Genomic DNA, 25,369 nt, shown 5'->3' with positions numbered 1-25,369 from the left:
GTCATCATGTGGTTGTGCTCCGGCCTCGGCGTCTGGTCGTCGCCGCGACGGTCGTGTTCGTCGCGGCCGCCGCCGTACGCGCGGTGCTCGCCTACGGTCCGCCCTCGGTCGGGTCACCGGCAGACTGGCCCGTCACCACCGTCCTGCTGTTGCCGGCGTTCCTCCTCAGCTGGCTGGTTGTCGTTCGCGTTCCGGCCAGTCCGATCGCGCCGGCGCTCGCGCTGACCGCCACGATGCCCGCGCTGGTCTTCACCGTCGAGGACTGGGGCGCGACGGCGCGAACCTCTCGGCCGTGGCCCTGGGCATCCGCTCTGGACGCGATCGCGGACGGCACCTGGCCGTGGATCTTCCTCGGGTTCGTCACCTTGGTCCTGCTGTTCCCGGACGGCCTGCTGCCAGGTCGGCTCTGGCGGTGGGTCTGGGCGGCGACGCCGGTCGCGGCGGCGCTGGTGACTCTCGTCGTGTCCCGGGAAGGGGCCGCGCGGACCAGCCCGACGCCGTTGCGCGTGGTGCTGATCGTCGTTGCCTTCGGAGCGTTTCTGACCACGTTGCTCGCGGCCGCCTCCAGCCTGGTGGTGCGGTACCGGCGGGGCGATGAGCTGACTCGGCAACGGCTGCGCTGGCTGATGGCCGCGGCCGTCGCGGTGCCGATCCTGCTCGCCGCGAGCTGGCTGGCCACCGCACTCGGCGTCCCCGGGACGTTGGCCTACACCTGGTTCCTGGTCGCCATGCTGTTCCTCGTCCCGGGCGCGATCACCGTCGCAATCCTGCGGCACGACCTGTTCGACATCGACCGGCTGCTCGGTGCGACCGTCAGCTGGCTCGTCACCACGCTGATCTCGGCGAGTGTGTTCGCGGTCGTGGTCCTCGTGGTCGGCGGATACCTCCCCGACCGGGTCGGCATCACGACCGCTGCCTTCGTCACCGCGCTCGTCCTGCTTCCGCTGTACCACTGGATCCACCGCGCGATCGGCAGGCTGGTCGACCCGGACCGGACCGTCGCGCTGGCCCGGATCCGCGCCTTCGTCCGGCGGGTCCGTGACGGCGAGGCCGAGCCGGAGGAGATCGAGTCCGTCCTGCGCTCCGCGCTCGACGACCCCGGGCTGCGGGTGCTCCTGCGTCGCCCCGGAGCGGAACTCGCCGTACCCGACGACGCGATCCCGTTGCAGACCGGCGACTCAGTGGTCGGCGCGTTGATCCTCGGTACGACGTCTGCACGCCGGGTCCGGCGAGCACGCGAAGCGGCCGTGGAGGCTCGGCTGCCGATCGAGGTCAGCCGGTTGCGGCTGGAGCTCCGCGAAGCCCTGGCCGAGGTGCGGTCGAGTCGGGCCCGGCTGATGGACGAGGTCAACGCGGAACGACAGCGGCTGGAGCGGGACCTGCACGACGGCGCACAGCAGCGGCTGATCGCGATCGGGATGCGGCTGCGATCCGTGCAGTACCAGTTGTCTCCCGGCGTACCGGCGTACCGGGAGCTCGACGAGGTGGTGGAGACGCTCGAGCACACCGTCGCGGAGCTCCGGCGGATCGCGCACGGGGTCCGGCCGAGTCGGCTCGACGACGGTCTTGCCGTCGCGCTGCGGGACCTGGTCGCGGACAGCACGCTGCCGGTCGATCTCGTCGTACCCGAACTGGAGGTCGGTGAGAGTGCGGCGACGACGGTCTACTTCACGGTCGGCGAGGCGATCGCGAACGCGCTCAAGCACGCGCGGGCGACCCGGATCTCGATCTCGGTCGGCGTGACCGACCAGGTACTGCGGGCCGTCGTGCGCGACGACGGTGTCGGCGGAGCCCGGGAGGGGTTCGGGCTGACGTCACTGCGGGACCGGGTCGCGTCGGTGGGCGGGGAGTTCACGGTCGACAGCCCACCCGGGGCCGGGACCTCGATCACCGTGGAGATCCCGTGCGCATCGTGATCGGCGAGGATTCCGCCTTGTTCCGTGAGGGTCTGAGCCGGCTGCTGACCGAGAACGGTCACGACGTCGCCGGTACGGCGGAGACCGCGGACGCACTCGTCGACGTGGTGCGCGCGCTGGATCCCGACCTGACGATCATCGACGTACGGATGCCGCCGACGATGACGGACGACGGTGCACGGGCCGCCGTGACACTGCGCGCGGAGCAGCCGGACCGCCCGATCCTGATGCTGTCGCAGCACATCGAGACCCGGAACGTGGTCGGGCTCGTGGGCACCGGCGGGTTCGGGTACCTGCTCAAGGACCGGGTGCTGCGCGTCGGCGACTTCCTGGACGCGATGCGCCGGGTCGTGGACGGCGGATCGGCGCTCGATCCGGCGATCGTCGCCGCCCTCGTGACGCCGACGCGGGCGGGCGATCCGCTGGCCGCGCTGTCCGCGCGGGAACGCGAGGTGCTGGCACTGGTGGCGGAGGGGCGCTCGAACGGCGCGATCGCCGCGCAACTGGTGCTCGCCGAGCGGACGGTCGAGAGTCACATGCGGAGCATCTTCCAGAAACTGCGCATCGACGACGCCCCGGACACCCACCGTCGCGTACTCGCCGTTCTCACCCAGCTTCGCCAATGACCACAGGAAAACTTGACGAGTGGTTAGTTGTTGCAGAAGGCAACATCTGCACGGAAAGTGAGGGAATTTTCACTGAGCGTTGCTTACTTCAAAGGCAATGCAAATGTTTGAACCGGAGGATTCCCGGTAAGGCGGGCCGCGTGACAACGTTCTCGTGTCGGCGGCGGACGGGTCGCCGGCACTAGGTCCAGGTGGATTCCGCAGTACTCCCGTCCGCGACCGGACTGTACCTCCCCTGCCGGTCACGGAATGAGACGCGGGACCGCCCTCCTTCGGGCCACTGCCCTCTTGGGGCAACAGCAGGACGCCGGCCGTGTCGGTGGGGTGTTGGTCGCCAGTGAGGTGGCGACCAACGCCCGGCACGGTCGGCGTTTCTTACTGAAAAACCGCCTCGCTGTACTGGTGCTGCTGGGGACCAGTACAGCGAGGCGGTTCTGTTTCCGGGCTGGTTTTTCCCGGCCTAGTACGGATAGGTGTCGTCGCGCCGGGTCGGGTCCAGGTCCCACAGGGAGAACTGGACGATCTTGTGGGATTCCTCGCCGCCGCCGGGGACGAGTCCGAACGACTCGTACTCCTTCGAGCCCAGCCCGTCGAGGTAGCAGAGCAGCTCGAACGCCGACTGCGCGTCCTCGATGTCGTCGACCACCTCGTCGTTCTGCGCCTCGTCCGCGCGGCTCCGCACGTACCGCACGAAGGCGTCCGGGTCCGTCACCACGTAGTCGTACCGCGCCTGGTAGCTGAGCCGGACCCCGTTCTCCGGCAGCAGCGGCTCCAGCTCCTCGAGGTCGTCCAGGGACCCGCCCTCGACGATCTCCCGGTAGTCCGCGGGGTCGTCGAAGTCGTCCGGTCCCAGCGGCAGGTCGTCCAGCTCGTCGGGGTCGTACGAGTCGATCCCGAGGAAGATGTCACCCCAGCCTCGTTCGTGCACGGCGTCCGCGAGCGCCCGGGCCTGGACCCGGACGTTCTCGATCGCGCCGGTGGCCCGCAGGTCGTGCAGGTCCAGCGCGTCAGCCTGCTCCAGCAGCACCCGGGCGAGTTCACGGGCGGCCTCGGCAGCCGACGCGGGTTCGGTCGACTCACTCATGCTGTGACGGTACAACCATGGGCACCTCCGTTGCCGAGCCCGGTACTCCGAAAGCGTCGACGAGCTCCACCGCGGCCGGACGGACGACCGCGCACAACTCGTTGACGAGCGCGGTGATCGCCTTCGACCGCCCCGGTGACAACCGCCCGTGCTCGAGGTACCACGCGCGTTCCGCCTCGATGGTCGCCAGCGCGTGCAGGTCGTACACATCCTGCAACCGCGGCCGGATCTCCTCCGGCGCGTTCCGCACCGCGGTCTGGAACGCCTCGAGAACGATCCGGTCCACATGCGCCCGTCCGGCCGCGATCACGTGGTCCTGGCACCGGTTGAACACGTCGAACGGATCGTCCCCGGCGTCGATCCCGCCCTTCAGCCGCCGCGCCACCCCGGACAGCATGTGCTGCTCCCGGAAACGCAGCAGTCCCGAGTGGTACGCGTCGTCCCGCAGCCCGCCGTCCGGGTCCGCCGCATCGCTCCGATTCGGCACTACGTCTCGCAGCCGTTCGATGAGCGGACGCAGCGCGGCCTTCTCGACCGCGATCTCCACCGCCTGCGCCGCGACGAACCTCGCCGTACCCAACGGGTCGAGCTTGCCGAACGACTCGCGGTAGTCCGTCAGCAGACCCTTGGCCACCAGCTGCAGCAGGACCGTGTTGTCGCCCTCGAAGGTGGTGAACACATCGGTGTCCGCCTTCAGCGCCGCCAGCCGGTTCTCCGCCAGGTACCCCGCGCCGCCGCAGGCTTCGCGGCACATCTGGATCGTCTCGGTCGCGTGCCACGTCCCGAGCGCCTTCGTCCCGGCCGCCTGCGCCTCCAGCGCCCGCCGGTCGTGCTCGCCCTCGTCGTCGTCGAACACCCGGGCGAACTCTTCCACCAACTCGGCCTGCGCGAAGTGCAGTGCGTAGGTCCGCGCGAGCAACGGCAGCAGCCTGCGCTGGTGCATCCGGTAGTCGAGCAGGATCGCCTCCTCGCTACTTCCCGGAGCACCGAACTGGCGCCGCTGAGCGCCGTACCTGATCGCGATCGTCAGCGCCACCTTGCTCGCGTTGATCGCCGCGCCGCCGACCGACACCCGGCCCTGCACCAGCGTGCCGAGCATGGTGAAGAACCGGCGGTCCGGGTTCTCGATCGCGCTGCTGTAGTTGCCGTCCGCATCGACCTGCGCGTAGCGGTCGAGCAACGCGTCCCGCGGCACCCGGACCTGGTCGAAGACGATCCGCCCGTTGTCGACCCCGTTCAGCCCGAGCTTCGGCCCGCAGTCCGACAACGTCACGCCCGGTAGCGCCGCACCGTCCGCACCCCGGATCGGCACCAGCAGGCAGTGCACACCATGACTCTCGCCGCCGACGATCAGCTGCGCGAACACCGCGGCCATCCGCCCGTGCCGTGCCGCGTTGCCGATGTAGTCCTTGCGCGCCGCGGCCGACGGCGTGTGGACGACGAACTCTCCCGTCGCCTCGTCGTACGTCGCCGTCGTGCCGAGGGCCTGCACGTTCGACCCGTGACCGGTCTCGGTCATCGCGAAGCAGCCGAGCAGCCGTCCGCTGATCGCATCCGCCAGATACCGCTCGTGATGCTTCTCGGTCCCCAGGTGCTGGATCGCGCCGGCGAACAGGCCGAACTGCACACCGGCCTTCACCATCAGCGACAGGTCGCCGAACGCCAGCGTCTCGAACGCCGCGATGAACCCGCCCAGGTCCGCCTCGCCGCCGTACTCCTTCGGATAGCCCCGCGCGGGCAGCCCGTCCTTGGCGGACTGCAGCAGCAGGTCGAGGATCCGGTCCCGGTACTCGTCCCGCGGCAGCCGGACCGCCAGGTCACCCAAGTCAGCGTGCGCGCCCAGCCCTGCCCGCACGACGTCCCGCGCCGCCTTGTGCGGCCCGTCCAAGTAGTCCCGCATCGCCGATGTGCTCATGTCCTCTAACTTACGAGGAATCGCCACTACTTTCCGTCACCGCTTCGCGACTGTGGAAAACCTGGCATCAATCCGCATCTGCGGCGGTAGGCTGTCTTCCGTGCCGAACTTGCGGATCAGTGAGGCGGCCGCCCTCCTCGGGGTCAGCGACGACACCGTGCGTCGCTGGATCGATCAGGGCCGGCTGCGGTCGAAGCAGGAGAACGGCCGGATGGCCGTCGACGGGCAAGTGCTCGCCGCGTTCGCGCAGGAGCTGGCGGACTCGCCGGAGCCGGGTCACACCGCCGCGGCGTCGGCGCGCAACCGGATGCGGGGGATCGTCACCCGGGTGCTCAAGGACGGTGTGATGGCCCAGGTCGAGATGCAGGCCGGGCCGTTCCGCGTCGTGTCGCTGATGAGCCGTGAGGCCGCCGACGAGCTCGGCCTGGAGCCAGGGGTGGTGGCCGTCGCTTCCATCAAGTCCACCCATGTCGTCGTCGAGATCCCGGAGGCTTGATGTTCCGCCGTACCGCGTTCGCCGCCCTTGCCGCGGTCGCTGCGGTCGCCGTTGGCGGGTGTGGCGGCGACACGCCGGTGGCATCGTCTCCGTCGACCAGCTCGTCGGCGTTGTCGGGCACGGTGAACGTCTTCGCCGCCGCCTCGCTGACCGGCACGTTCACCCAGCTGGGCAAGGACTTCGAGGCCGCCCACCCCGGCGTGAAGGTGACCTTCAACCTCGGCGGCAGCTCCGCACTCGCGCAGCAGATCAACTCCGGAGCGCCGGCGGACGTCTTCGCGTCGGCGGCGCCGAAGAACATGGACGATGTGAAGGACAAGGCCACGCCGACGAACTTCGTGAAGAACACGCTGGAGATCGCCGTACCGAAGGGGAATCCGGGCAAGATCACCGGGATCAAGGACTTCGCGGACAAGAACAAGAAGCTCGCGATCTGCGCGGCCCAGGTGCCGTGCGGCGCGGCGGCCGCGAAGGTGTTCGCGGCGGTCGGCATCACCGCGCAGCCGGACAGCCTCGAGCAGGACGTGAAGGCGGCGCTCACCAAGGTCAGCCTCGGTGAGGTCGACGCGGCCCTCGTGTACAAGACCGACGTACTGTCCGCCAAGGACAAGGTCGAGGGCATCGAGTTCCCGGAGTCGAGCAAGGCCGTCAACGAGTACCCGATCGCCACGCTGACCAAGGCCCCGAACCCGGACGGCGCCCAGGCCTTCGTCGACTACGTCTTGTCCGACAAGGGCAAGATGGTCCTGACCGCCGCGGGCTTCGACGCGCCGTGAGCCGTCGTGGCAGGAGCACCAGCGGGCGGCTGCCTCTAGTACTCCTGCTGCCTGCTCTGCTCGGTCTGGCGTTCCTGCTCGTCCCCTTGGTTGGTCTGCTGATCAAGGCGCCTTGGTCGACGCTGCCGGACCGCCTGTTCAGCGCCGACGTGTGGCAGGCGCTGCGGCTGTCGCTGGTGTGCGCGACTCTTGCCACTGCCTTGTGCTTGCTACTAGGTATTCCTCTGGCCTGGTTGCTCGCCCGTGGCGGGTTGCCGGGGCGGAGTGTGATCCGCGCGTTCGTGACGGTTCCTCTAGTGCTGCCGCCGGTGGTTGGTGGCGTTGCGTTGTTGCTGGTGCTCGGACGGCGCGGTCTGGTCGGTCAGCACCTCGACACGTGGTTTGGCGTATCGCTGCCGTTCACCACTGCCGGTGTGGTTGTTGCAGAAGCCTTTGTGGCTATGCCGTTCCTGGTGATCTCCGTGGAGGGCGCGCTGCGTGCTGCTGACCCGCGGTACGAGGAGGCGGCCGCAACACTCGGTGCCGGACGCTGGCTGACGTTCCGGCGCGTGACCCTGCCTTCGATCGCACCTGGCGTTGTTGCGGGGACGGTGCTCTGCTGGGCTCGGGCACTGGGTGAGTTCGGCGCCACCATCACGTTCGCGGGCAACTTCCCGGGCCGTACGACGACCATGCCGCTGGCCGTGTACTTGGCGTTGGAGACGGATCCCGAGGTGGCCGTCGTACTGAGCCTGGTGCTTCTGCTGGTGTCTGTCGTCGTACTGGCGTCTCTCCGCGAACGCTGGATCGGTGGGCTTCGTTGACTCTGTACGCCGATGTGCAGGTGAGCCGTGGCTCCTTCGAGCTTGCTTTGGACCTGACTGTCGAGCCAGGTGAGGTTGTCGCGCTTCTCGGCCCCAACGGAGCCGGCAAGACCACAGCGCTCCGTGCCATCGCCGGACTGCTCGCGTTGGACCGCGGACGCATAGCCCTGGACGACACGGTGTGGGACGAGCCGCCGCGCACGTTTCGTACGCCGGACCGTCGGCCGATCGGCGTGGTGTTCCAGGACTACCTGCTGTTCAACCACCTGAACTGCTTGGAGAACGTGGCGTTCGGTCTTCGCGCCCGCGGTGTAGAGAAGCAGACCGCCCGGCTGGAGGCCTCGCGCTGGCTCGAAACAGTCGGCTTGTCGGAGTACGCCCGTACTCGCCCCCGCGCTCTGTCCGGCGGGCAAGCCCAACGCGTGGCCCTGGCCCGCGCGCTGGCCACCGACCCCGAGCTCCTGCTGCTCGACGAACCACTGGCCGCACTGGACGCCGGTACGACGCTTCATGTCCGAGCCGAACTGGGCCAGCACCTCAACCGCTTCGAAGGCCGCACCCTGCTGGTCACCCACGACCCGCTGGACGCCATGGTCCTGGCCGACCGCCTGGTCATCATCGAGCACGGCCAGGTAGTCCAGGAAGGCAAACCCACCGAGGTGGCCCACCGCCCCCGCACCGACTACGTAGCTCAACTAGTAGGCCTGAACCTCTACCGCGGCGACGCTTCAGGCACCGCAGTCAGACTGCCCGAGGGCGGCACGATCACACTCGCCGAGCCAGCCACCGGCCCAGTCCACGTAGCCTTCCCGCCCACCGCCGTCAGCCTCTACGTAGAGCCCCCGTCCGGCAGCCCGCGCAACACCTGGCCCGCGGTGGTCACCGGCATAGAACAGCACGCCCACACAGTCCGAGTCCGCCTGGACGCCTCCCCCAGCGGCCCCGCCGACCTCCTCGCCGACATCACCCCCGCCGCAGTAGCCGACCTCCACCTCACCCCCGGCCAACCCCTCCACACCACCCTCAAAGCCACCGAGGTCCACACCTACCCGGTCTGATCGCGCCGGCTGTACGACGAAGACCGACGGAAGTTACGGGCCGTGATGTTCTTGCGGTGGATTGACATGTTGTCGCGGGGTGATTTGCGCTCAGGATACTCGATTCGGTAACGAAGAGTGTCTACTTACTCACTCGTAGTGTGTGCGTTCTTCACGTAAGAGTGATGACATCGTGCACTACGCCGACCCCTCCCGGGGCGCCCAAGATGTGGCGGGACCACGAAAGGGGGGTCGGACAGTCATGCACGAGAGTTACGAGTTCTACTGCCTTGCGGATCGGCGGTTCTACGAGACGCCGGCCAACCGTGGTGCGCAGCATCCGGATTTCGCGATCACACAGCGGCCGGTGCCGAGCGGCTGGCAGCACGTGCCGGGCGAGCAGTGGATGCACTACGCGCCCGACGGTCTCCGGCTTCCCCAGCAGGGCTGGAAGATTCACGTCTCGGCGCGGCTCCAGGACGTCGGGCCGACGCTCGAGGCCGTGTGGGAGTACTGCGTCCCGCGCGGCATCGCGTTCAAGTTCCTGCGCAACGAGGCCGTCCTGGTGATGACGAACTCGAAGGCCGCTCCCCGCGGGTCGAGCGGCAAGTTGGTGACGATCTACCCGACCGACGACACGCAGCTCGAGCTCGTGCTCAAGGAGCTCGACGAGGTCCTCCACGGCGTCGAAGGCCCCTATATCCTGAGCGATCTGCGCTACGCCGAGGGTCCGCTGTTCGTGCGGTACGGCGCCTTCGTCAGCAGATACTGCCTCTCCCCGACCGGGGAACGCGTCCTGGCGATCGAAGACGCGCAGGGCAATCTCGTCCCCGACCACCGCGGCCCGACCTTCGTCCTGCCGCCCTGTGTCGAGCTCCCGGACTTCCTGCGGCCGCACCTCGAAGCGCGCAATGCCGTCACCACCAACGACCTCGCGTACACGATCGACGGCGTCATCCAGTTCTCCAACGGCGGCGGCGTGTACCTCGGCCACCACAACGAGACCGGCGACCGCGTCGTACTCAAGGAGGGCCGCCCGCACGCGGGTCTCGACATGGCCGGGCGGGACGCGGTCGCGCGGATCGCCCACGAGCGCGACATCCTCGAGCAGCTCGACGGCCTCGACGCCGTACCGAAGACGCACGACTACCTGCAGCTGGGTAACCATCACTTCCTCGTGCAGGAGCACATCGACTCGGTGTCACTGCAACGTGAGCTGGTACGGCGTTACCCGCTGACGCATCCGGACGCGACCGAGGCCGACAAGGCGGCGTACGCCGAATGGGCGACCGCGATGATCGCCAAGGTCGGCGAGGCCGTCGGCCAGTTGCACGAGCGCGGCGTGGTGTTCTGCGACCTGCATCCGGACAACCTGCTGCTCGACGTGAACGGCAAGCTGACGCTGATCGACTTCGAGGTCGCGACCAAGGCTGAGGACCACGCGCGCTCGACGCTCGCCCATCCCGGGTACGCCGCTCCGCAGGACCGGCAAGGTGTCGACGTCGACCGGTATGCGCTCGCCTGTATCGCGCTCGGCGTTTACGCGCCGCAGGCAACGATCTTGCTGAATCTCCACCCCGGCAAGGCGTTCCAGCTCGCCGACATGATCGCGGACACGTTCCCGGTGCCGCGCGCGACGCTCGACGAGGCCGTCCGGACGATCGTCGGCGCCAACACCACCAACGAGCTCGAAGACCTGGCCCTGCCCGGCGAGGCGGAGTGGACCGACGTACGCGCGGCACTCACCAAGGCGATCGTCGCGGCAGCGACCCCGGAACGCACCGACCGCCTGTTCCCCGGCGACATCGCGCAGTTCCGCGACGGCGGCGGCATCGACCTGGCCACCGGTGCGGCCGGTGTCCTCTACGCGCTCGCCAGGACAGGCGCCGGACGCTTCCCGGAGTACGACGACTGGCTGCGCAAGCAAGCCCTGAACACCGCGGCCGGCCCCGGCCTGTACGACGGTCTGCACGGCGTCGCGCACGTCCTCGACGAGCTCGGTCACCGGCAGGACGCGCTCGACCTGATCGAACGCACTCTCGCCGACGACTGGAGCTCCCGCGAGCTCGGACTGCACTCCGGCCTGTCCGGCATCGGCCTGAACCTTCTGCACTTCGACACCGAGCCGGCGTTGCGGGCCAAGGCCGTCCGAGTCCTCGACCTGGTCGCAGACCGGCTCGACCAAGACGTACCCGAGATCAGTGGCGGTCAGCATGCCCGTGCCGGCCTCATGTACGGCGCTTCCGGTCCGGCGCTGCTGTTCCTCAACGCGTTCGAGCAACTCGGCGACACCGGTCTGCTCGACCTTGCGGAGATCGCGATCCGGCAGGACCTCAAGCGCACCGTGCTCACCGAGGACGGGATGCGCCAGGTCAACCAGGGCTGGCGGACGTTGCCGTACCTCGAAGAGGGCTCGGCCGGTATCGCTCTCGTGCTCGAACGCTACCTGCGCCACCGCCCGTCCGAAGAGTTCGCCGCCACGCTCCAGGAGCTCAAGCGGGTCACTCACTGTTCTTACTACGTCCAGCCCGGCCTGTTCATGGGTCGCGCCGGCCTCCTCCTCACCGCCGCTGCGCTCGGCGAGGACCAGGCGACGGTCGACGACCTCGTGCACGGCCTCGGCTGGCACGCGATGCCGTTCGAGGGCGGTCTCGCGTACCCGGGCAACCAGTTGCTCCGTCTCTCGATGGACCTGGCCACCGGATCGGCCGGCGTCCTGCTGGCTCTGGGTACGGCGCTGCACCATGCGGATCCTGCGCCGGTGTCCCTCCCGTTCCTCGGACCTCCCCAGTGGTCCGAGTCCTCATCCCGACGACTTGCACCGAAGGAGGTGTAAACACATGGCACTTCTCGACCTTCAGGGTCTGGAGACCCCGGGTTACGGCCACGGCGGCCACCACCACGGCGGCTCCACGCTGACCGTGCTGGGCTGCGCTTCGCAGACCCCGAGCAACCTGAGCCTGCTGCTCTGCCACTGATAACGGCACCTGTATGTCAGGTAGTGAGGCCCTGGGCGGGCAGTACCCGCCCAGGGCCGACCTGTCTCCGGACCGGTAGCCCCGGGCCCGCGGGCTCGTTGTGTTGGTGGACAAGGGCGTGGCTCTCAACCTCACGCCGTCGCGAGCAGGTGCTCGGCGGAGTGCCTCGGTGAGCGGGAGCGGAGGGGTCGATGTGGTGTCATCGTTCCCTTCGCTCCCGCTCGGCGAGGTGCCCGCCGAGTGCCGCGCAGTAGGCGTGAGGTTGAGAGCCACGCCCTAGGAGAGTGAGGTGATTGTCTCCGTGCAGGCTTATCCATGCGCCGAGCGTCTGACGCTCGTGGAGCAGGTGCACGGTTGTACCGTCGCGGACCCGTACCGCTGGCTCGAGGATGCTTCAGCCTCCGAGCACTGGCTCCGGGACCAGGACGACCTGTGGCTGACGTACGCCGCGTCCCTGACCAGCCGGTTCCGCTGGAAGAACCGCGTCCGGCAGCTGTCCGACGTCCGCAGCGTGTCCACGCCCGTCTGGCGCGGTGGCCGCTGCTTCACACTGCGCCGCGAGACCGGGCAGCAGTACGCCGTGCTGTACGTCGACGAGACGCCGCTCATCGACCCGAAGCAACTCGATCCGAGCGGCCTGACCACGCTCGACGCCTGGCAGCCCTCTGCGGACGGCACCAAGCTGGCATACCAACTGTCCCGCGGCGGCGACGAACGCTCCTCGCTCCACGTCCTCGACCTACTGACGGGCGAGCTGATCGACGGCCCGATCGACGGCTGCCGCTACTCCCCCGTGGCCTGGCTCGCGGACAACGAGACCTTCTACTACGTGCGCTTCCGTCAGGTACGCCGCCACCGCGTAGGCGACCCCGACGACGCCACGATCCTCGCCGACGAGGCGTCGTACGGGCTGGAGATCAGCGCGGACGGCCGCTGGCTGACGATCTGTACGACGACCGAGGTGTGGCTCGCCGACCTGACAACGGACGCGCCGCCGCGGCACCTCCCGCAGGACGCGACCACGATCATGTCGGTCGGTCCGGACGGCCGTTTGTACGTCGTCACCACGCAGGACGCGCCCACCGGCAGAATCTGCGTCGGCGACCCGACCGAGCCAACGGTCTGGCACGACTACATTCAGCCCAACGCGCCGCTGACCGGTCTCGCCGTCCTCGACGACGTCGTCCTGGTCAGCACGGCAACCAAGATCACCGTCCACGACCGTTTGACGGGTGAAGGGCAAGGCAGGGTCGAGCTGCCCGGTGCAGGATCGGTTGGTTCTTTGACGGCGCACGGGAATCGCGCTTGGTTCAGTTACACAGACAGCGTCACGCCGCCGAGGGCCTACTGCTACGACGCGAGCACCCACAACACAACGGACTGGGGTAGCGCGGAAGGCGGTGGGCACGAGGCCGAGACGCATCGGCTGACGGCTGGTTCCGGTGTCGAGCTGAGGGTGATCGGCAAACCAGGACCGCGTCCCACGATTCTCTACGGGTACGGCGGGTTCGGGCAGGCGCTCACCCCGACGTACTCCGCCTTCGCGCTGGCCTGGGTCGAAGCAGGCGGCTCCTTCGTCACCGCGACACTCCGTGGCGACGGCGCATCGAGCACCCGCCACGACAAGCAGGACACCATTGACGACTTCATCGTCGCCGCCGAGCACCTGATCGCCGAAGGCTGGACCACCGCCGACCAACTCGCCATCTGCGGTGAGTCGAACGGTGGCCTCCTCACCGCGGCTGCACTCACCCAACGCCCGGAGCTGTTCGCCGCCGCGGTCTGCTCGGCACCGCTGACGGACATGATCCGGTACGAGCTGTCGGGGCTCGGCGAGCGATGGATCGCGGAGTACGGCTCGGTCAAGGACCCCGACGACTTCAAGACCCTCGCGAGCTACTCGCCGTACCACCATGTCACCGACGGCGTGAAGTACCCGGCCGTGCTGCTGACGGCCTTCGGGAACGACACCCGCGTCGATCCACTGCACGCGAGGAAGCTGTGCGCGGCGCTGCAGCACGCGACGGCGAGCAGCCGGCCGGTGCTGCTGAGATTCGAGCCGAACGCCGGACATACGACCGGCGGCATCAACCTCGCCGCCGACATGCTCGCCTTCATCGCCACCGAGACGGGCCTGAGCCAATGATCACCTTCAACCAAGTGGCCAAGCACGGGCGGGGCTGGTTGCCGCTGATCGGGGTCAACGCGCTCATCGGCAGCGCCGTCACGCTCGCGCTCCCGACCATCCTCGGTCGTTCGGTCGACTCGATCGTGGCCGGCACCGGGTATACGCGCTGGCTGATTGTCGCGGCAGGGCTGATCGGGCTCGGGATCGCGGCGAGCATCGTCGACGCGTTCGCCGGTGCGGCCTGTGTCGCCGAGACCACGGCCTGGCTCCGCCATCGGCTGGTCCGGCACGTCGTTCGCGGCGGCCCCGGCGGTACGCGCGACTTCGAGACCGGCGACCTCGTCACCCGTGTCTCGGCCAACGCCACCGACGCCGCCCAGGCCGGACCGGCCGCGGTGACCGCGATCGCCGCGATCGCGCCCCCGCTCGGCAGTCTCGTCCTGCTGGCAGTGATCGACCCCTGGCTGGCTGCCGCGTTCTTCGGCGGCGTCCTGCTCGTGGTCCTTGTCCTCTGGACCTTCGCCAAGCGGACCGCCGACGTCAGCCTCGCCTACCAGGAAACCCAGGGCCGCATCGCCGCCCTGCTGTCCGAGTCGCTCACCGGCATCCGCACCATCACGGCCGCCGGTACGACGGAACGCGAGGAGCGCCGCATCCTCGGTCTGCTCCCCGAACTGCACCGCAACGGCGTCGTCACCTGGCGGATCCTGGCTCGCTCCGGCGCGCAGGCCGCGGTCGTCGGCCCGCTCGTCCTCGTCGCCGTCCTGGCCGTCGGCGGACTGCAGCTCGTGGCCGGCAACATCACCGCGGGCGAGCTGTTCGCTGCCTCGCAGTACGCCGTGCTCGGCGCCGGCCTCGGCAACTTGACCGGTGTGCTCGGCGAGCTCGCCCGGGCGAAGGCCGGCGTCCAGCGGACCGGTGAGGTGATCGCCGTCGAGCCAGTCGCCCACGGCACCTTGACGCTGCCGGCCGGTCCCGGACAGCTGACGTTCGACGGTGTCAGCGTGGTCGCCGACGGGAGCGTCCTGCTGGACAACGTGAATCTCGATCTCCCGGGTGGGATCACGATCGCTGTCGTCGGCCCGAGCGGTGCAGGCAAGTCGACGTTCGCAGCGGTCGCGGCGCGGCTACGGGACCCGTCGACCGGACAGGTCTCGCTGGACGGCGTACCGCTGCAGGCCGTCAGCCGGCGCGCGCTGCGCAGCGCGGTCGGATGCGCCTTCGAGCGTCCGCAGTTGGTCGGCCGGACCGTCGGCGAGGCGATCGACCCGCACGCGGTCAGCCCGGTCCGTACGCTCGCCGCCGCCCGCGCCACCCACGCCCACGACTTCGTCAGCCGCCTGCCCGACGGGTACTTCACTTCGTTGCGCAAGGCACCGATGTCCGGCGGCGAACGGCAACGCCTCGGCCTGGCGCGTGCCTGGTCGGCCGGTCGCCTGCTGGTCCTCGACGACGCGACATCGAGCCTGGACACCGCGACCGAACGCCAGATCAGCCGCACCCTCACCGAGGACCGGCACCATCGCACCCGCCTCATCGTCACCCACCGCCCGGCCACCGCCGCGCGCGCAGACCTGGTCATCTGGCTCGACCACGGCCAGGTCCAAGCCATCGCTCCGCACGCCGACCTCTGGCACAACACGTCCTACAGAGCTGTCTTCGGATGAGACGAGAGCTGTCGTACGGCGCTGCCGCGCTGCGGAAGCGGGCCACGGTCAGGTTGATCGGGTGGTCGGTTCCGGAGATCCTGCCGACGGCGGTGTACGGGATCGCGGTGGCGCGGGCGACGGACAGCTTTCTCGACGGGCATGCGTGGCAAGGAATCGCCTGGCTGGGCGGGCTGGTCGCGACGGCTTGTTTGGGTGCGGCCGGAGCGCGGCAGGTGTACGGCCGGCTCGGAGAGCTGGTCGAGCCGTTGCGAGACGATCTGGTACGCCGGGTTGTCGGCGGCGCTCTCCGCTCCGGAGACGACGGGGCGGTTGCGCGACTGAACCGGCAGGTGGAGATTGTCCGCGATACGTTCGCGGGTCTGGTCCTCGTGCTACGCAGTTTTGCGGTCACGTTGTTCGGCGTACTGACCGGGTTGTTGTCACTCGCTCCGCTCGTCGCCGCATTCGTCGTACCGCCGTTCTTGCTGGGATTTCTCCTGTCGCTCGCGGTGCTCGGGATGGCAGCGGACCGGGTGCGCGCCTCGCTGACCGCGGACGAGGAACTCGCCGCGTCGGCCGGGATGGTGTTCGGCGGAGTACGCGACATCTCCGCAGCCGGGACCGAGGAGTACGCCGAGTGGTTGGCCGGCCAGCCGATCGAGGCCCACGCGGCGGCGGAGCGCGCCCTGGCGAAAGTGTCGGCGCTACGGACGTTGTGCTTCGCGGTCGGCGGTTGGCTTCCGTTGCTGATCCTGCTCGCGGCGGGGCCGTGGCTGGTGGGGCGTGGAGTCAGCACGGGCACGCTGCTCGGCGGGCTCACCTACGTCCTGATCGGCTTGCAACCGGCGCTGAACACGGTGATGAACGCTCTGGGCGACAGCGGCCTGCGGTACGTGATCACGCTCGGCCGGATCCTCGACGCCTCGACACCGGCCGAGGATCCGCGACCGGTCGACGAGCTGAACGGCTACCAGGTCCGCCTGCGTGCGCTGACGTTCGCATACGGTCCCAAAGCCGAGCCGGTGCTCGACCAACTCGAGCTGACGATCCCCGAGGGTGAACACCTCGCCGTCGTCGGCCCCAGCGGCATCGGCAAGTCGACGCTGGCCGGCCTGGTCTGCGGCATGCTCACGCCGACGAGCGGTCGCGTGCTGGTCGGTGGCGCCCCTCCTGCCGAGGTGACTCCGGAACGGCTCGCCAAGACCCGCGTACTGATCCCGCAGGAGGCCTACGTCTTCAGCGGCACCGTCCGCGACAACCTGGCCTACTTGTTGCCTGATGCAACAGATCACCAACTCGAGCTCGCCGCGAAGGCTATCGGCGCCGAGCAACTCGTCGAACGCATCGGCGGCCTGCACGCCACCGTCCGGCCGAACGAGCTCTCCGCCGGTGAGAAGCAACTGCTCGCGCTGGTGCGCGCCTATCTGTCACCCGCACCGCTCGTAGTGCTCGACGAAGCGACCTGTTTCCTCGACCCCGAGGCCGAACGGCAGGCCGAGGAGGCGTTCGCGAAGCGTCACGGAACGCTCATCGTGATCGCGCACCGCATCAGTTCCGCCCTGCGCGCGCGTCGCATCCTCGTCCTGGACGGCAACCAGGCCGCGCTCGGGACCCACGTCACCCTGATGCGCACGTCCCGCATGTACCGCGATCTGCACGGCAGCTGGACACCCGCACCCCGGACAGCTGCTCAGATCCAGCCGGCGTCCTGAGCCTTCCGGATCGCCTCGATCCGGCTGCGGGATCCGGTCTTGGCGAGGATCCGGGACAGATAGTTCCGCACAGTGCCCGCGCTGAGGCTGAGCGTACGGGCGACCTCCTGCGCGGTCGCGCCGGTGGTGACGTGCCGCAGTACCTCGCACTCGCGATCGGTCAGCGGGTTGTCACCGGCCTTCAACGCCGCCACAGCCAGCCGTACGTCGACCACGGGCAGCCCCTTCGCGACGTCGCGCACCGCCTGCACGAGGAGGTCCGTGGTTGCATCGGTCGCGATCAACCCGATCCGCGGCGCCTGCTTCACCAGCGCCAGGCTGGTCGCCGCGATCGCCTCGTGGTCGATCAGCACCAGCACCCCGCGCCCGGCGAGTTTGCGGCACAGCTCCTCGATCCGGATCCGGCCGGGCAGCTGCGGGTCGAGCAGGAACACGTCCGGACGCCGCCCGGCCACCTGGAGCACGTCCTCCGAACGGTCCAGCTCGGCCACCACGTCCAGGTCGTTCTCTCTTGCCAGCACCGCAGCCAGTGCACCACGCACCAACGTGCCGTGATGGCCGAGAGCCACTCGGATCACCGCTTCCGCCCCCATCACATCCGTCGCCTCATCCACCGGCTGCCACGCCGCGATCGCCGGACCGCGGCACCCGTGTCTCGATAACGAGCGAACCGCCCGGACGACACGGGACAACGCCGCCGAGACAGCCCCGGACAGCCGATTCCAAGCGGTGGTAAACCGATCGGTTCCGCCCATCGTCGCCCTGCGCGCCGAGCCCGGAAACCGTTCTGTTGTTGGGGTTTCGGAATGTCAGGCCCTGGAAAAAGTTCGGGGCAGATCGGAATCTGGGGTTGCGTTTCCGCCGAACGTCCCACAGGATGACTCAGGTCACGCCGTTACCGGGGCGTGACCGTTCGGACGCCGTCCTGTGACCTGTCCGAGTGCCCCTCTCCCCTGCACGGGGGGCCTGGTGCGTCCCACCATGCCCAACCTCACAAGGAGCGCTTTTCAGATGTCCAAGGCCCGACATGCGCGCACCCGGCGAAGTACCCGCCGGGTGGCTCGAACCCTGTCCATCGCCGGTCTGGGAGCCGGCATCACCGCAGCCGGCGCCGGTGCGGCGTTCGCGACCGACTACCAGGTCAAGTCCGGCGACACCCTCTCCGAGATCGCCCAGGCCAACGGCACCGACTGGCACGAACTGGCCCGGATCAACAACCTGAAGGACCCCAACCTCATTCTGATCGGTCAGACCCTGACGCTGGACGGCGTGAAGAAGGCCGCCGCCGCGCCGAAGAAGGTCACCACGAAGGCCGAGAAGACCTCGAAGTCCGAGAAGACCGAGCGCAAGGCCCGGCCCAACCGTTCCGAGGACCGCCCTGCGACGAGGAGCGGCAAGGCCGACCTGAGCGGCGCCTGGGCCAAGGTCGCGAACTGCGAGTCCAGCGGCAACCCGCGCGCTGTGAACCCGGCCGGCTACTACGGGCTGTTCCAGTTCGACCTGCGGACCTGGCGCAGCGTCGGCGGTTCCGGCAACCCGGCGAACGCCTCCGCGGCCGAGCAGTTGATGCGCGCGAAGAAGCTCTACGCGCAGCGCGGCGCCTCCCCCTGGCCCGTCTGCGGCAAGTACCTCCGCTGACCCGGCAGCCGGGCGGGCCGGTGGCAGACCGTCCTCCCACCACCTGCCCGGCACCCCGGACGGCTTTCCCAGTGGATCAGGTGCGGGTGATGACCAGCATCTGGTCGGCGCCTACCTGGAACTCGTAGGGCACCTTGCGGATCTCGTAGGTCACCCCTTCGAGCGAATCCAGCAGGTCCGGCAGCCACGGGATCGGCTCGCCGGCCCCTTGCAGCACCAGCGGGAAGATCCGTACCTCGGCGTTACTGACCCGGATCAGCTCACGCAGCGCGGCCGCGTGCCAGTCCCGGTCGTACTTGTCGGCCCACGTGAACAGCAGGTGCGAGCACAGCACCAACTCGAACCGCCGATCGCCGAACGGCAGATCCGGCAGTCCCGCGGCGACGTACCGCTCCGGCGCGGCGGCGACGTCCTGCAGGAACCGGTCGGCCGCCTCGATCCGGAGCTGGTCCTTCCGCTCCGGCGATCCGTACCAGTGCCAGACGAAACTCCCCTCGTGCTCGCCGACGATCCCCGACGTCGCCGGCAGGCTGCGCCGGACGCTGTCGACGAGTTCGGGATGGTCCAGCTCGTACGCCGGATCGGCGGCGATCGCGTCCACGCCACGGGCCGCGGCCTCGGCGGTGAAGCCGGCACCACCCGCGCAGCAGTCGAGCACGGAGTCGGGGAGTTCCTTCAGGTCGAACATCGCTTCGTACTCGGCGTACGAGCGCGAGGTCACCAGCACGGGTCTACCTTTCGACGGTGGTCTTCCGGCGCAACCTGCCGTCGAGGGTGGTCGCCCCCGCCGCCAGAGCCAGGAACAGTACCGCCACCAGCAGACAGTTCAGTAGCACCTTTCCGTACCCGTGCTCGTCGACGTTCACGAACGGATACGGATAGAAACCGACGAACGCGCCGCGGACCAGCGTGAACACCAGCCACAGCACCGGGTACACGATCGACCAGCCGACGATCCCCCAGTCGGTCCGGCCACGCGGCCCGAACACCAGCCAGCCCAGTACGCCGACGACCGGCGCCGCGGTGTGCAGCAGCAAGTTCGCGACCGACCCCCATCCGTGCAGGTCGTCCGTCCCGGCCAGTACGGCGTGGTAGACGATCCCGGTCACCGCAATGCACAGGACGCCGTTCAGCCGCAGAGTGTCGAACAGCCGGCTCCGCGGGCGGTCCGGAAGTGCGGCCAGCATCAGCGCGGTCCCACCGAGCAGCAGGTTCGACTGGATCGTGAAGAACGCGAACACGTTGAACACCCGCTCCGGGTTGTCCGGGAAGAACCCCTCGTGTCCGGTCGCCGTCACCACCAACTGGATGACGATCCCGCACACCACGATCAGCCCGGTGATCGCCGCCCAGATCCGCCCGACCATTGTCATGCCGAGAATGTACGACGAGTTACCGGGCGATCCCGGGAGGTCAGGCGGACTGCTTCTCCCGGGACGCCCCGTCGAACGAGTAGCTGAACGAGACGACCGCGTCGATCGCCAGCACGAGCGTCCAGGTGCCGGCCGCGGCGAGGACCGCGTCGTACCCGCGACCGGAGAGCAGGCCGAGGCCGATCATGATGCCAACGCCGACGACGTACGCGAGCAGGTGCCGGAACCAGCCGGCGCGTTCGCGGCGCGCGCGCTCCGGGCCCTTCTTCGGCGGCTTCACCGGACGCGGCGCGCCGCCCAGGAAGTGCGCCGCCCACTGGTCCGCCCACTTCAGCGTCTGGTGCCCGAACCCGACGCTGACGCCGATGAAGATCGCGGCCAGCGAGTGCTTGAACGCGGGCTCCGCTCCCCGGTGGATGTCCAGGACGCTCGCGACCAGCATCACGACGTCGACCAGCGGTACGCCGGCCAGTAGGACGAGACCCGCCTTCGGCCGCCGCAACAGGTAGCGCGTCACCAGGCCGCCGGCGAGCAGGACCCAGAATCCGATCTCGCACGCGGCGATCACAGCGATCAGCACGGCGTTCCCCTTCCGAGAAAGTTTTCAGTACGACTGTGTTGTAAAACGAGACTAACACAGCTGTGCTAAAAAGGACGGCATGCCGAAGATCGTCGATCACGCCGTCCGTCGCGAGGAGATCGCCGAGGCGCTGTGGCGGGTGGTCCGCCGGGACGGGATCCGCGCGGCGTCGGTCCGCACCGTCGCCGCCGAGGCGGGCTGGTCCGCGGGCGCGGTGCGCTACTACTTCCCGGACCAGGACGGGCTGCTCAGCTTCGCGATGGACCTGGTGTCGCGCCGGGTGACGGAGCGGGTCAGCGCGATCGAGCCGAAGGGCAGCGCGATCGCGATCGCGCTGCGGTACCTCGAGGAGGCCCTCCCGCTGGACGCCGAACGGCGCGCGGAGTTCGACGTCTGGATGGCGTTCATGGCCCAGGCCCAGGCCGAGACCGGCGCGGGCAGCCTGCACGAACACGTCGACACCGTGCACGACGGACTACGCCGGTTGTGCGAGTCGCTGCTGAACTCGCTCGCCGACGACGGAGCTCTCAAGAACGGTCTCGATCTACGCCGCGAGGCCGAACGCCTGCATGCCCTGATCGACGGCCTCGCCCTGCATGCCGCAATCCAACCCGAACGCAGCACGGCGACCCGGATCCGGCAGATCCTGCGGCATCATCTCGAGACGCTCATAGCCTGAGTAACCCCTTACAAACCTGGGTTTTCGGAGAAGAATCGCCGAGACCGGACTAAAACCTCGCGGCACGTGGCACGATCACCGCATGGAGTCAGAGGGGGTGATCGTCGTCAGTGGAATCATGGCGGCGGGGAAGTCGTCGGTGTCCCAAATGCTCGCCGAGAGATTCCAGTACGGCGTGCATCTTCGGGGGGACGTTTTCCGGCGGATGATCGTCAGCGGTCAGGCCTCGATGGCCGACGATGTGCTCGAGGCACAACGCCAACTGCAGCTGCGCTACCGGCTGGCCTGCAAGTCCGCCGACGAGTACGCGAACGCCGGCTTCACGGTGGTCCTGCAGGACGTGGTGATCGGCGAACTGCTGCGCGAGTTCCTGGACGGCATCCAGACCCGGCCGCGGTACCTCGTCGTACTGACGCCGCGACCGGAGATCATCTCGACCCGGCTCGGCGGCGGCGCGCATCATCTGGTCGACGAGCTCGACTACGAACTGCACGCGTTCAGTCCGCGGCGCGGCCTGTGGCTGGACAACTCCGACCTGTCGGTCGGCGAGACCGTCGACGCGATCCTCGGGCGTCTCGACGAGGCACGCTTCGACTGACGCCGTCACCAACTTGACGCGCAGCGACAAGGTGACCCGTCTGCTACCCGGGGGTAGTTTGAGTGGATGACCGTACGACGGACGTCCTGCAATCTCTGTGAAGCGATCTGCGGTGTCCTGGTGACCGTCGAGGACGGCAAGGTCACCGACATCCGCGGCGACGAGTCCGACCCGCTGTCGCGCGGTCACATCTGCCCGAAGGCGGTCGCACTGCGCGATCTCCAGGAGGACCCCGATCGACTGACCACGCCGGTACGACGTACTCCCGACGGCTGGCAGGAGATCGGATGGGGGGCGGCGTACGAGCTCGTCGTCGACAAGCTCACCGGGATCCAGCGCGAACACGGGCGGAACGCGGTCGGGGTGTACCTGGGGAACCCGAACGTGCACAGTCTCGGCGCGCTCACGCACCTACCGACGATGGTCCGGCAGTTGCGGACCCGGAACCGGTTCAGTGCGACCTCGATCGACCAGTTGCCGCACATGCTGGCGTCGTACCTGCTGTACGGGCATCAGTTGATGGTCGCGGTGCCGGACATCGACCGGACGTCGTACCTGCTGATGCTCGGGGCGAATCCGTTGGCGTCGAACGGCAGCATGATGACCGCTCCCGGGTTCGGAAAACGTTTGAAGGAGTTGCGGAAACGCGGCGGAAAGCTGGTCGTCATCGATCCCCGCCGGACCGAGACTGCAGCGGTTTCCGACGAGCACCATTTCGTCCGTCCGGGGACGGACGCGGCGTTTCTGCTCGCGCTGATCCACGAGGTGATCACGCAGGGCTCCGCGCGGCCGGCGGAGTACGTCGACGGATTCGAGGCCGTGGAGGCGGCGGTCGAGGCGTGGACCCCGGAGCGGGCAGCCGGGATCACCGGGATTCCGGCGGACGTGATCCGGCGGATCGCGCGGGAGTTCGCGGCGGCCGACCGGGCGGCCTGTTACGGGCGGGTCGGGGTGTCGACGCAGCAGTTCGGCGCGATCTGCCAGTGGGCGATCCAGGTGCTGAACATCATCACTGGAAACCTCGACCGGGCCGGCGGGACGATGTTCCCGCGGCCGGCGGTGAACACGTTGCTCGGGCTCGGGCGCGGGCATATCGGCGTCTGGAAGAGCCGGGTGCGCGGGTTGCCGGAGTTCGGTGGTGAGCTGCCGGTATCGACGATGGCGGAGGAGATCCTCACGCCGGGTGAAGGCCAGATCCGCGCGATGGTGACCGTCGCCGGGAACCCGGTGCTGTCGACACCGGACGGGCGGCGGCTGGACGAGGCGCTCGGGTCGCTGGACTTCATGGTCGCGGTAGATCCGTACATCAACGAGACGACGCGGCACGCCGACGTGATCCTGCCACCGGCGCCGCCGCTGGAGCGGGACCACTACGACATCATTTTCCACCAACTCGCCGTACGGAACACCGCGCGGTGGAACGACGCCGTACTCCCGAAGCCCGCCGAGGCACGGCACGACTGGGAGATCTTCCGGGATCTCGGGCTAGCTTTGATACGGCGTACTCCCTGGAACCGGCGCCGGGTCGAGACGACGGCACGACTGCGACTGTCGCCGCGGTGGATCGTGGACGCGGGGTTGCGGATCGGGCCATATCGCTTGTCCGTCGGGAAGTTGCGGCGCTCGCCGGGTGGGGTCGACCTGGGTCCGTTGCAGCCGGCGTTGCCCGAAGCTCTGCACAAGAAGTCGAAGCGGATCGACCTCGCGCAGCGGATGATCCTGGACGACCTGCCGCGGCTGGACGCGTTGACCACCGTTGCGGCCGACGAGCTGCTGCTGATCGGCCGCCGGCACCTGCGCAACAACAACTCCTGGATGCACAACTCCGCACGGCTGGTGAAGGGGAAGCCGCGCCACCAGCTCCTGATGCATCCGCACGACCTGGCCGACCGCGACCTCGCCGACGGCCAGGTGGTGACAGTGACCTCCGCGGCCGGTTCCATCTCGGTTGAGGTTGCCTCTAGCAACGACATCATGCCGGGCGTGGTCAGCCTGCCGCACGGGTTCGGCCACAACCGTCCCGGCACCCGTCTGACGGTCGCCAATCAGCTCGCGGGGCCGAGCGCCAACGACATCACCGATCGCAGCCGCATCGACCCCACGTCAGGCACCGCGGCCGTCAACGGAGTCCCCGTGACCGTCACCGCGGGGCAGAACTCTCCCGAATGAGCAGCAGCGGCGTCGAGTACAGGTGGGACTGGGGTTGCGCCCCCGCCAGGACATCCAGCAGGCGGTGCGTCACCTCGGCGCCGTAGCCGACCACGTTGTGACTCAGGGCCGTGAGGGTCGGATGCGTGATCCGGCACAGGGCCGAGTCGTCCCAGGCGACCAGCGTGATGTCGTCCGGGATGCGGAGGCCGAGCGCCTGGATGACGGCCAGACCGGCCACCGCCATCAGGTCGTTGTCGTAGATGATCGCCGTGGGCCGTGGGGTGGCGGCCAGTACGTCGCGTGTCGCATCGGCGCCCTGCGCCGCCGAGTAGTCGGTGTGATGGACCGAGGTCGTCAAACCGAGCCGGCGGGCGGCCACGTCGTACGCCTGGTCACGGATCCAGACGTCGCCGAACTCGGGCGGACCGGCGACCCGCGCGATCACCCGGTGCCCGAGCGACTCCACATGATCGAGCGCCGCGGTCATCGCCGCGGTGCCGTCGGTCCAGACGCACGGCATCCCGTCCGCGAGCGCGGGATCGCCGACCAGAACGGCCGGCAGACCGAGCTTGCGCAGTACCGGGATGCGGGGATCGGCGACCCGGAGGTCGACGACGATCACGCCGTCGACGCGGCGCTCGGCGGTCCACTTCCGGTACGTCGCGACCTCCTCGTCCAGGTCGGCCACGACCTGCAGGGCCAACGCGAACGACTTCTCCGACAGGACCGACTCGACGCCGCCGACGAAACCCATGAAGTACGGCTCCTCGATCAGCGTCTGCGCGGACCTGGCGAGCACCAGCCCGAACGTCTCACTGCGCGCGGCGGACAGTTGCCGCGCTGCTCGGTTCGGCACCCACTCCAGCTCGGCGGCGACCTTCAGCACGCGCGCCCGGGTCGCCTCCGACACCCCGGGCTGGTTGTTGAGCGCGTACGACACCGCTCCTTGGGAGACCCCACAACGCCGGGCGATCTCCTTGATGGTCACACGAGACACGACGACACCCTCCTCACGGGCGGCCGGATCGCTGACGGTCGATCCAGCACCCTTCAGTGTGACGCCGTTTCAACCCTCTGTCATCACCTAGGCACACAAAGTGACCGTTTGATCAAACCGTCCCGCTCCCCACCAGCGGGGATATCCGGCTCTTCTGCTGTATGTGTGGGTGATTTGAGCGTGCCTGGAGTGGCGCACGCCGTTCTCTGTCTAGGTTTCTGAGCTGTCTAGGA

22 protein-coding genes are annotated in these 25,369 nt (G+C 68.8%); 15 read left to right on the top strand and 7 right to left on the bottom strand.

Features of this window, described 5'->3' with window-relative positions; all coding sequences use genetic code 11:
• Nucleotides 1-14 precede the first annotated feature (14 nt).
• Nucleotides 15-1,916, top strand: a complete 1,902-nt coding sequence (locus tag EV647_RS27145) for a histidine kinase (RefSeq protein WP_134007721.1) — start codon at nucleotides 15-17, stop codon at nucleotides 1,914-1,916.
• Nucleotides 1,904-2,542 (top strand): response regulator transcription factor, encoded by a 639-nt coding sequence (locus EV647_RS27140; protein ID WP_134007719.1) that lies wholly within the window; start codon nucleotides 1,904-1,906, stop codon nucleotides 2,540-2,542. The genes EV647_RS27145 and EV647_RS27140 overlap by 13 nt, the downstream gene beginning before the upstream one ends.
• A 460-nt stretch (nucleotides 2,543-3,002) precedes the next feature.
• Here EV647_RS27140 and EV647_RS27135 read toward each other — a convergent pair whose 3' ends face one another.
• Nucleotides 3,003-3,626, bottom strand: a complete 624-nt coding sequence (locus EV647_RS27135; protein WP_134007717.1) for a hypothetical protein — start codon at nucleotides 3,624-3,626, stop codon at nucleotides 3,003-3,005.
• A complete protein-coding gene (locus tag EV647_RS27130) occupies nucleotides 3,619-5,541 on the bottom strand; it encodes an acyl-CoA dehydrogenase (RefSeq protein ID WP_134007715.1) in 1,923 nt (640 codons plus the stop codon). Before EV647_RS27130 ends, EV647_RS27135 begins: the two co-directional genes overlap by 8 nt.
• A gap of 100 nt (nucleotides 5,542-5,641) precedes the next feature.
• Here EV647_RS27130 and EV647_RS27125 point away from each other — a divergent pair, with 100 nt between their 5' ends.
• From EV647_RS27125 to EV647_RS27085, 9 genes are all read left to right on the top strand, one after another.
• Nucleotides 5,642-6,037, top strand: coding sequence for a molybdopterin-binding protein (locus tag EV647_RS27125; protein ID WP_134007713.1), 396 nt, complete (start codon nucleotides 5,642-5,644; stop codon nucleotides 6,035-6,037).
• Nucleotides 6,037-6,813: a molybdate ABC transporter substrate-binding protein gene (gene modA / locus EV647_RS27120; RefSeq protein ID WP_134007711.1), complete on the top strand. Its 777-nt coding sequence runs from the start codon at nucleotides 6,037-6,039 to the stop codon at nucleotides 6,811-6,813. The genes EV647_RS27125 and modA overlap by 1 nt, the downstream gene beginning before the upstream one ends.
• The gene (gene modB, locus EV647_RS27115; protein ID WP_134007709.1) at nucleotides 6,810-7,616 is read left to right on the top strand and encodes a molybdate ABC transporter permease subunit; all 807 of its coding nucleotides are present in this window, start codon (nucleotides 6,810-6,812) and stop codon (nucleotides 7,614-7,616) included. Before modA ends, modB begins: the two co-directional genes overlap by 4 nt.
• A complete protein-coding gene (locus tag EV647_RS27110) occupies nucleotides 7,613-8,674 on the top strand; it encodes an ABC transporter ATP-binding protein (RefSeq protein ID WP_134007707.1) in 1,062 nt (353 codons plus the stop codon). The genes modB and EV647_RS27110 overlap by 4 nt, the downstream gene beginning before the upstream one ends.
• 241 nt (nucleotides 8,675-8,915) lie before the next feature.
• Nucleotides 8,916-11,489 carry a class III lanthionine synthetase LanKC gene (lanKC, locus tag EV647_RS27105; protein ID WP_134007705.1) on the top strand — a complete coding sequence of 858 codons (2,574 nt, stop codon included), beginning with the start codon at nucleotides 8,916-8,918 and terminating at the stop codon, nucleotides 11,487-11,489.
• Between the two features lie 4 nt (nucleotides 11,490-11,493).
• Complete coding sequence (locus tag EV647_RS27100; RefSeq protein WP_130387812.1) at nucleotides 11,494-11,631, top strand: SapB/AmfS family lanthipeptide; 138 nt, start codon at nucleotides 11,494-11,496, stop codon at nucleotides 11,629-11,631.
• 289 nt (nucleotides 11,632-11,920) lie between these two features.
• A complete protein-coding gene (locus tag EV647_RS27095; RefSeq protein ID WP_202876336.1) occupies nucleotides 11,921-13,777 on the top strand; it encodes a prolyl oligopeptidase family serine peptidase in 1,857 nt (618 codons plus the stop codon).
• Nucleotides 13,778-13,791: 14 nt separating this feature from the next.
• Nucleotides 13,792-15,426, top strand: a complete 1,635-nt coding sequence (locus EV647_RS27090; protein ID WP_238177413.1) for an ABC transporter ATP-binding protein — start codon at nucleotides 13,792-13,794, stop codon at nucleotides 15,424-15,426.
• Complete coding sequence (locus tag EV647_RS27085; RefSeq protein ID WP_134007701.1) at nucleotides 15,423-17,120, top strand: ABC transporter ATP-binding protein; 1,698 nt, start codon at nucleotides 15,423-15,425, stop codon at nucleotides 17,118-17,120. The genes EV647_RS27090 and EV647_RS27085 overlap by 4 nt, the downstream gene beginning before the upstream one ends.
• On the opposite strand, the gene EV647_RS27080 is transcribed toward EV647_RS27085, so the two are convergent.
• The gene (locus EV647_RS27080) at nucleotides 17,099-17,698 is read right to left on the bottom strand and encodes a DNA-binding response regulator (RefSeq protein WP_238177412.1); all 600 of its coding nucleotides are present in this window, start codon (nucleotides 17,696-17,698) and stop codon (nucleotides 17,099-17,101) included. The two genes, EV647_RS27085 and EV647_RS27080, sit on opposite strands and share 22 nt — an antisense overlap.
• Before the next feature lie 433 nt (nucleotides 17,699-18,131).
• Here EV647_RS27080 and EV647_RS27075 point away from each other — a divergent pair, with 433 nt between their 5' ends.
• On the top strand, nucleotides 18,132-18,758 hold the full coding sequence (locus tag EV647_RS27075; protein ID WP_134007698.1) for a transglycosylase family protein: 627 nt from the start codon (nucleotides 18,132-18,134) through the stop codon (nucleotides 18,756-18,758).
• Between the two features lie 76 nt (nucleotides 18,759-18,834).
• On the opposite strand, the gene EV647_RS27070 is transcribed toward EV647_RS27075, so the two are convergent.
• The 3 genes from EV647_RS27070 to EV647_RS27060 are packed head-to-tail and all read right to left on the bottom strand — an operon-like array spanning nucleotide 18,835 to nucleotide 20,711.
• A complete protein-coding gene (locus tag EV647_RS27070) occupies nucleotides 18,835-19,485 on the bottom strand; it encodes a class I SAM-dependent methyltransferase (RefSeq protein WP_134007696.1) in 651 nt (216 codons plus the stop codon).
• A gap of 4 nt (nucleotides 19,486-19,489) precedes the next feature.
• On the bottom strand, nucleotides 19,490-20,131 hold the full coding sequence (locus EV647_RS27065) for a Pr6Pr family membrane protein (RefSeq protein WP_134007694.1): 642 nt from the start codon (nucleotides 20,129-20,131) through the stop codon (nucleotides 19,490-19,492).
• Between the two features lie 40 nt (nucleotides 20,132-20,171).
• Nucleotides 20,172-20,711, bottom strand: a complete 540-nt coding sequence (locus EV647_RS27060) for a 2TM domain-containing protein (RefSeq protein WP_134007692.1) — start codon at nucleotides 20,709-20,711, stop codon at nucleotides 20,172-20,174.
• Between the two features lie 79 nt (nucleotides 20,712-20,790).
• Between EV647_RS27060 and EV647_RS27055 the strand changes: the two genes are divergently transcribed.
• From EV647_RS27055 to EV647_RS27045, 3 genes are all read left to right on the top strand, one after another.
• Nucleotides 20,791-21,390, top strand: a complete 600-nt coding sequence (locus EV647_RS27055; protein WP_134007690.1) for a TetR/AcrR family transcriptional regulator — start codon at nucleotides 20,791-20,793, stop codon at nucleotides 21,388-21,390.
• An 82-nt stretch (nucleotides 21,391-21,472) separates the two neighbouring features.
• Entirely contained in the window at nucleotides 21,473-21,988 is a 516-nt protein-coding gene (locus EV647_RS27050) for an AAA family ATPase (protein WP_133785829.1), read from the top strand.
• A gap of 66 nt (nucleotides 21,989-22,054) precedes the next feature.
• On the top strand, nucleotides 22,055-24,157 hold the full coding sequence (locus tag EV647_RS27045; protein WP_134007688.1) for a molybdopterin-dependent oxidoreductase: 2,103 nt from the start codon (nucleotides 22,055-22,057) through the stop codon (nucleotides 24,155-24,157).
• Here the strand turns inward: EV647_RS27045 and EV647_RS27040 are convergent.
• Nucleotides 24,129-25,136 (bottom strand): LacI family DNA-binding transcriptional regulator, encoded by a 1,008-nt coding sequence (locus tag EV647_RS27040; RefSeq protein WP_134007686.1) that lies wholly within the window; start codon nucleotides 25,134-25,136, stop codon nucleotides 24,129-24,131. The two genes, EV647_RS27045 and EV647_RS27040, sit on opposite strands and share 29 nt — an antisense overlap.
• Nucleotides 25,137-25,369: the final 233 nt, after the last annotated feature.

It is taken from the genome of Kribbella sp. VKM Ac-2566 (genome assembly GCF_004366005.1).
Lineage (GTDB): Bacteria > Actinomycetota > Actinomycetes > Propionibacteriales > Kribbellaceae > Kribbella > Kribbella pratensis.
Note: the sequence above shows the minus strand (reverse complement) of the source record. Positions and strands in the feature narration are given on the sequence as shown.

What these genes read in the sequence shown, in the direction of transcription:
- EV647_RS27135 (WP_134007717.1), bottom strand. Translation starts at nt 3,626, where the DNA reads ATGAGTGAGTCGACCGAACCCGCGTCGGCTGCCGAGGCCGCCCGTGAA.
- EV647_RS27075 (WP_134007698.1), top strand. Translation starts at nt 18,132, where the DNA reads ATGTCCAAGGCCCGACATGCGCGCACCCGGCGAAGTACCCGCCGGGTG.
- EV647_RS27130 (WP_134007715.1), bottom strand. Translation starts at nt 5,541, where the DNA reads ATGAGCACATCGGCGATGCGGGACTACTTGGACGGGCCGCACAAGGCG.
- EV647_RS27065 (WP_134007694.1), bottom strand. Translation starts at nt 20,131, where the DNA reads ATGACAATGGTCGGGCGGATCTGGGCGGCGATCACCGGGCTGATCGTG.
- EV647_RS27050 (WP_133785829.1), top strand. Translation starts at nt 21,473, where the DNA reads ATGGAGTCAGAGGGGGTGATCGTCGTCAGTGGAATCATGGCGGCGGGG.
- EV647_RS27045 (WP_134007688.1), top strand. Translation starts at nt 22,055, where the DNA reads ATGACCGTACGACGGACGTCCTGCAATCTCTGTGAAGCGATCTGCGGT.
- EV647_RS27085 (WP_134007701.1), top strand. Translation starts at nt 15,423, where the DNA reads ATGAGACGAGAGCTGTCGTACGGCGCTGCCGCGCTGCGGAAGCGGGCC.
- modA (WP_134007711.1), top strand. Translation starts at nt 6,037, where the DNA reads ATGTTCCGCCGTACCGCGTTCGCCGCCCTTGCCGCGGTCGCTGCGGTC.
- EV647_RS27100 (WP_130387812.1), top strand. Translation starts at nt 11,494, where the DNA reads ATGGCACTTCTCGACCTTCAGGGTCTGGAGACCCCGGGTTACGGCCAC.
- lanKC (WP_134007705.1), top strand. Translation starts at nt 8,916, where the DNA reads ATGCACGAGAGTTACGAGTTCTACTGCCTTGCGGATCGGCGGTTCTAC.
- EV647_RS27055 (WP_134007690.1), top strand. Translation starts at nt 20,791, where the DNA reads ATGCCGAAGATCGTCGATCACGCCGTCCGTCGCGAGGAGATCGCCGAG.